Consider the following 5,148-nt stretch of genomic DNA (forward strand, 5'->3'; position numbering starts at 1 on the left):
GTGCGAGAAGGAACGGTGGGGGCGATGAGTGAGGGCACGGTCTCCCTGCCCTGGATCGTGATACGGCAGGACGACAACGGCAATCGCTACCGCGTGGGACGGTACGCGACCCGGGCCGAGGCCCAGAAGATCGCCGACAGCCTCGACGACCGTGGCCACAAGCAGCTCTACTGGGTCGAGCGCATCGCCCAGAACGGGGACGGCGCCCACAACTGACCACCGGCGCCCTCACGTAGGCTCCGCCCCATGACCGAACGGATCGTGGTGGTGGGCGCCGCCCTGCTCGACGACGGCCGGCTGCTGGCCGCCCGCCGCAGCGCGCCCGCCGAGCTGGCCGGGCGCTGGGAGCTGCCCGGCGGCAAGGTCGAGACCGGCGAGCGTCCCGAGGACGCCCTGGTGCGCGAACTGCGCGAGGAACTCGGCGTGGACGCCGAGCCAGTCGAGCGGGTCCCGGGGGAGTGGCCCTTGAGACCGCCGTACGTACTGCGGGTGTGGACCGCCCGGCTGCGTCCCGGCTCCGCCGCCCCCCGGCCCCTCCAGGACCACGACCGGCTGCGCTGGCTGACTCCCGCCGAACTCTGGGACGTGCCGTGGCTGGACCAGGACGTGGCCGCGGTGCGCGAGGCCGGCGCGCTGGCCGGCTTCCCGGCCGCGCCGGGCGGCGGCAGGCCGTAGCGACCGGCGGCGGGCCCCGACGGGCCCGTGGTGCGCGCCGGTCACACGGAGCACCTGGTACGCCGTTCGTGCCACAGTGCGCCCGCTCGCGCGGTAAGGGCCTCGGGATACCGGGTATGTCCCCATTAACCCCACGAAACCGGACATGGGTGGGCTCGCTGGCCTGGGAAGTGATCGGCGTGATCGACACCGAAGGCGACTGCGCCGAGTGGACCTTTCCCGCGGAGCCGGGCGCCGTGCGCACCGCCCGTGCCGCGGTCCGCGGCCAGTTGCACGGCTGGCACCTCGACTGCCTCGCCGACCTCGCCGCCCTGCTGGTCAGCGAGTTGGTGACGAACTCGCTGCGGCACGCCACCGGGCCCATCGGCGTACGGCTGGTGCGCGAGGCCGGGCGCGACGGCGCGCTGCTGGTCGAGGTCTCCGACCCGCTTCCGGACCCGCCGCGCGAGCGCGTCGCCCACGCCGAGGACGAGAACGGCCGCGGCCTGCAACTGGTCGCGGACTCCTCGCTGCGCTGGGGCACCCGGCCCGGCAGCACCGGAAAGACCGTCTGGTTCGAACTGGCGCTGCCCGGGTGAACCCGGTGTACACCGCACCGCGCGCCGTCCACCGCGCGGCGCGGGTCCGGGACCGGGTCGCAAGCGCGTGATTCGAGGGCGTGTTCCCTGGTTAGAAGACTGGGAGTGTTGTCGCGGTCCGGTCCGGAAAACGCCTGGACCGACCTGTGATCGTGAACACCGTGTCGCGCGGCACCGTAGTGCTGGATACTGCGGGCAGCCGCCCCCGGTGACCGGTGCCGGACGCGGTGAGCTGGAGGGGACGGTTCGCGTGAGCGAGATACCAGCGAAGGCCACGGAGTCCGAGGACCCGTCGGGCGGCGCGAGGAGCCAGGCCGCGGAAGCGGGCGTGGCACCCGGCGACGCCATGTGGCAGAGCAGTCCGCCCGGCTCGATCTACGACTACATCCGGGTCGCCTCCTTCTCCATCAACCCCGGCGGGCTGGTGGACCAGTGGAGCCTGCGCGCCGAGCAGCTCTTCGGGATCCCCGCCGAACGCGCCGTCGGCATGGACCCGATCGAGGCCTTCGTCGACTCCGATCTGCGCGAGCGCGGCCAGCGCAAGATGGCCGAGATCCTCGACGGGCGGGAGTGGACCGGGGTGGTCCCCTTCCGGATGCCGGACCAGCCGGACGGCAGCCGCGGCGAGGAGGGGCTCGCCGAGGTCTACGTCATGCCGACCCGGACCGCCGAGGGCGACAAGGCCGCCGTCTGCATCGTCGTGGACGTCCGCACCCTGCGCAGCATCGAGACCGACCTCGCCGCCTCACAGGCGATATTCGGTCAATCCCCGTTCGGCTTCCTGCTGATCGACGCCGACCTCCGGGTGCGCCGCGCCAACATGCGTTTCGCCTCCATCTTCGGCGGATCACCGGACGACCACCGTGGCAAGGGAGTTCACGACTATCTGGCGCGCGGTGAGGCGGAGCGCGTTTCGGCCACCCTGCGCCGGGTGCTGGAGAGCGGCGACTCCATCACCGACATGCACGTGACGGGCTACGTCCCGGGCTCCGACGAACGCCGGCACTGGTCCGTAAACCTCTACCGCGTGCACAGCGGCAGCGGCCGGCCCATCGGCATCGCCTGGCTCGGCACCGACATCACCGCCCGCCGCGCCGCCGCCCGCGAGGCGGCCGCCGCCCGGCGCAACCTCGCCCTGCTCAACGAGGCCGGCGCCCGGATAGGGAACTCGCTCGACCTTGAGACCACGGCACGCGAACTCCTCGACGTGGTCGTCCCCGGATTCTGCGACCTCGCCACCGTCGACCTCTACCAGGGCCTGCTCGCCGGTGACGAGGCTCCGCCCGGACTCGCCGACGGCAGCGCGGAGCTGCGCCGGGTCGCCTTCGCGAGCGCCGTCTCGGACGCCCCCTTCACCGGCACGGGGGACCGTGTCGAGGTCGGCGCGGTCCACCACTTCCCGTTCAACTCGCCGTGCGCGGACGCCCTGCGCACCGCCCGTCCGCAGCACGTGCCCGCCGAGGACGGCGGCCTGGTGCAGTCCACGCTCGCCGTGCCGATGGTCGCCCACGACACCGTCGTGGGCCTCGCGCGGTTCTCCCGCACCAAGGGCAGCGAGCCGTTCGGCGACCGCGACCGGGACCTCGCCGTCGAACTCGCCGCACGCGCCGCCGTCTGCATCGACAACGCCCGCCTGTACCGCCGCGAGCACGAACGCGCGCTGATACTGCAGCGGTCCCTGCTCCCGCCCGGCGACCCCGAGGCGTCCGGCCTCGACATCGCCTGCCGCTACCTGCCCGGCAACGCGGCCACCGAGGTCGGCGGCGACTGGTTCGACGTCATCGAACTCCCCGGCCACCGCACCGCCCTGGTGGTGGGCGACGTCATGGGCCGGGGGCTGCGCGCCGCGGTCGCCATGGGCGAACTGCGCACCGCCGTGCGCACGCTGGCACTGCTCGACCTCGAACCGGCCGAGGTGCTCTCCGCGCTGGACGAGATCGCCCGCGGCCTCGGCACCCCCGGCGGGGTCCAGCAGGCCACCCGCGCGGCCCGCCAGCCACGCGACGCCGACCTCTCCGAGGTCTACCTGGCGACCTGTGTGTACGCCGTCTACGACTCCGTCACCCGGCGATGTACGTTCGCCAACGCCGGCCACCTGCCCCCCGTCCTGGTGGAACCCGGCGAGGCGGCCCTCATGCTCGACGTCCCGCCGGGGATGCCCCTGGGCGTCGGCGGCGAGCCCTTCGAGGAGGTCGAGGTCGAACTCCCGGAGGGCGCCCTGCTCGCCCTCTACACCGACGGCCTGGTCGAATCCCGCGACCACCCCCTGGACGAGGGCCTGCAGGCCTTCGTGGGGGCGCTCACCGATCCCTCCCGGCCCCTCGAGGACGTCTGCGACCACGTCCTCAGCACCCTCGACACCCACCACGGCGAGGACGACATCGCCCTGCTGATGGCCCGGGTCCAGGGCCTGCCCGCCGAGTCCGTCGGCGACTGGACGCTGCCGCGCGAACCGCGCAGCGTGGGGCGGGCCCGCGAGTACGCCCGCGCACAACTGGTCGGCTGGGACCTGGAACCCCTGGTCGACACGACGGAGCTGCTGGTCAGCGAGCTGGTGACCAACGCGCTGCGGTACGGGGAGGGTGAGATACGGCTACGGCTGCTGCTGGACCGCACGCTCGTCTGCGAGGTCTGGGACTCCGGCCTGGTGCAGCCCCGCCGGCGGCGCGCCCGGGACACGGACGAGGGCGGCCGGGGCCTGCAACTGGTCGGCCTGCTCAGCGCGGCCTGGGGCTCGCGCCGCACCCCGCGCGGCAAGACCGTCTGGTTCGAACTCCCGCTGCCCGGTGGCGAACACGGCCTCACGGACCCGGCGGAGGCATTGCTCAGCCTCTTCTGACCGGTCCCTTCTGCCGCTCAGTCCCTTCCGGCCGCCGGGTCCCCGGGCGGCTCGACCGGCTCGACCGGCTCGACCGGCTCGGCCGACGCGTCCGGCTCCGGCAGACGGCGGCGGCCCCGTGTCCCCGGGCCGCCGAAGCTCACCGGCGGGCCCGCTTCGGGCTCCTCGGTCAGCAGGATCCCGCCGAGGACGGCCCCCGACAGGCCGACGGCCTGCCCGGCCACCTCGGCCCAGGGGCTGCCGTGCGCCCGCACATCCCGTTCGGCCAGGTCACGCGCCTGCCCGGCGAGGCGGTCGGCCTCGTCGGCGTGGCCGCCGCCGTCCGGGTCCAGCGCCCGTACCGCCTCCGCCAGCACGGCCCGCGCCTCGGCACCCACCGCGCCGCGGTGCACGGCGACGAAGTCCCGCGCCACCCCGACCTGACTGCGCGCCACCAGCAGGGCGGCCGCCGACACCGCCCCGGACCGCCCCACCTCCAGCCGCTCCACGGCCCGTGCGACGCGGCGCAGGGCGTCCAGGGGGTCGTACGGCCCGCGGGTCAGCTCCGTACGCACGGCGGCCAGCACCCCGTCGGCGTGCGCGAGCCGGGCGTGCAGATCACCGGTGGCCAGGGAGGTACGCCCGCCGTTCTTCCGCGCCTCGGCGATCTCCGCCTCCCCGCCGGTCAGCGCGGCCGGCACCAGCGCGGCCGCCTCCGCGAGTTCCGCCGCGAGCCGCTCCACCCCGCCCACCAGGACACCGGCCTGGAACACCCCGCCCTCGGCGGCACGCAGATGCCGGACGGCACGCGTCATGTCACCCGAATCGGCGGCCTGCCGAGCCTCGTTGAGCCGTGAGGTGGCGAACACCAGCCGGTCCTTCGCCTGTTCGACGTGACCGGCGACCGCGGCACCGGCCGAGAGCGCGTACCACTCGCGCAGCCCCGCCGCGGTGCGCTGGGCCGCCGCCGTGCGCGCGGTCAGCTCCCGGAAGCGGCGCTCGGCGACCTCGAGCGCCCCGCCCATCCCCTGTTCGAGCCCCCGCAGCCGGTCCAGCTCGGCCGCCGCGGCGTCCAGC

4 protein-coding genes and 1 pseudogene are annotated in these 5,148 nt (G+C 74.5%); 4 read left to right on the forward strand and 1 reads right to left on the reverse strand.

Annotation, left to right across the window (positions count from 1 at the left end; genetic code table 11):
- Positions 1–24 precede the first annotated feature (24 nt).
- The 4 genes from V7E45_RS38620 (at position 25) to V7E45_RS38635 (ending at position 4,092) form a co-directional block, all read left to right on the forward strand.
- The gene (locus V7E45_RS38620) at positions 25–216 is read left to right on the forward strand and encodes an SPOR domain-containing protein (RefSeq protein WP_317445197.1); all 192 of its coding nucleotides are present in this window, start codon (positions 25–27) and stop codon (positions 214–216) included.
- Between the two features lie 30 nt (positions 217–246).
- Positions 247–675, forward strand: coding sequence for a (deoxy)nucleoside triphosphate pyrophosphohydrolase (locus V7E45_RS38625; protein ID WP_333778955.1), 429 nt, complete (start codon positions 247–249; stop codon positions 673–675).
- A gap of 149 nt (positions 676–824) precedes the next feature.
- Positions 825–1,253 carry an ATP-binding protein gene (locus tag V7E45_RS38630; RefSeq protein ID WP_333778956.1) on the forward strand — a complete coding sequence of 143 codons (429 nt, stop codon included), beginning with the start codon at positions 825–827 and terminating at the stop codon, positions 1,251–1,253.
- A 250-nt stretch (positions 1,254–1,503) separates the two neighbouring features.
- Complete coding sequence (locus V7E45_RS38635) at positions 1,504–4,092, forward strand: SpoIIE family protein phosphatase (RefSeq protein ID WP_333778957.1); 2,589 nt, start codon at positions 1,504–1,506, stop codon at positions 4,090–4,092.
- A 17-nt stretch (positions 4,093–4,109) separates the two neighbouring features.
- On the opposite strand, the pseudogene V7E45_RS38640 reads toward V7E45_RS38635, so the two are convergent.
- Positions 4,110–5,148 (reverse strand): annotated as a pseudogene (locus tag V7E45_RS38640) (hypothetical protein); the annotation flags it as partial.

Origin of the sequence: Streptomyces sp. IBSBF 3136, assembly GCF_036815105.1 — a bacterium.
Taxonomy (GTDB): Bacteria; Actinomycetota; Actinomycetes; order Streptomycetales; family Streptomycetaceae; genus Streptomyces.

Excerpts from the sequence above, each read along its gene's own strand:
- V7E45_RS38625 (WP_333778955.1), top strand. The coding sequence starts at position 247 with ATGACCGAACGGATCGTGGTGGTGGGCGCCGCCCTGCTCGACGACGGC.
- V7E45_RS38620 (WP_317445197.1), top strand. The coding sequence starts at position 25 with ATGAGTGAGGGCACGGTCTCCCTGCCCTGGATCGTGATACGGCAGGAC.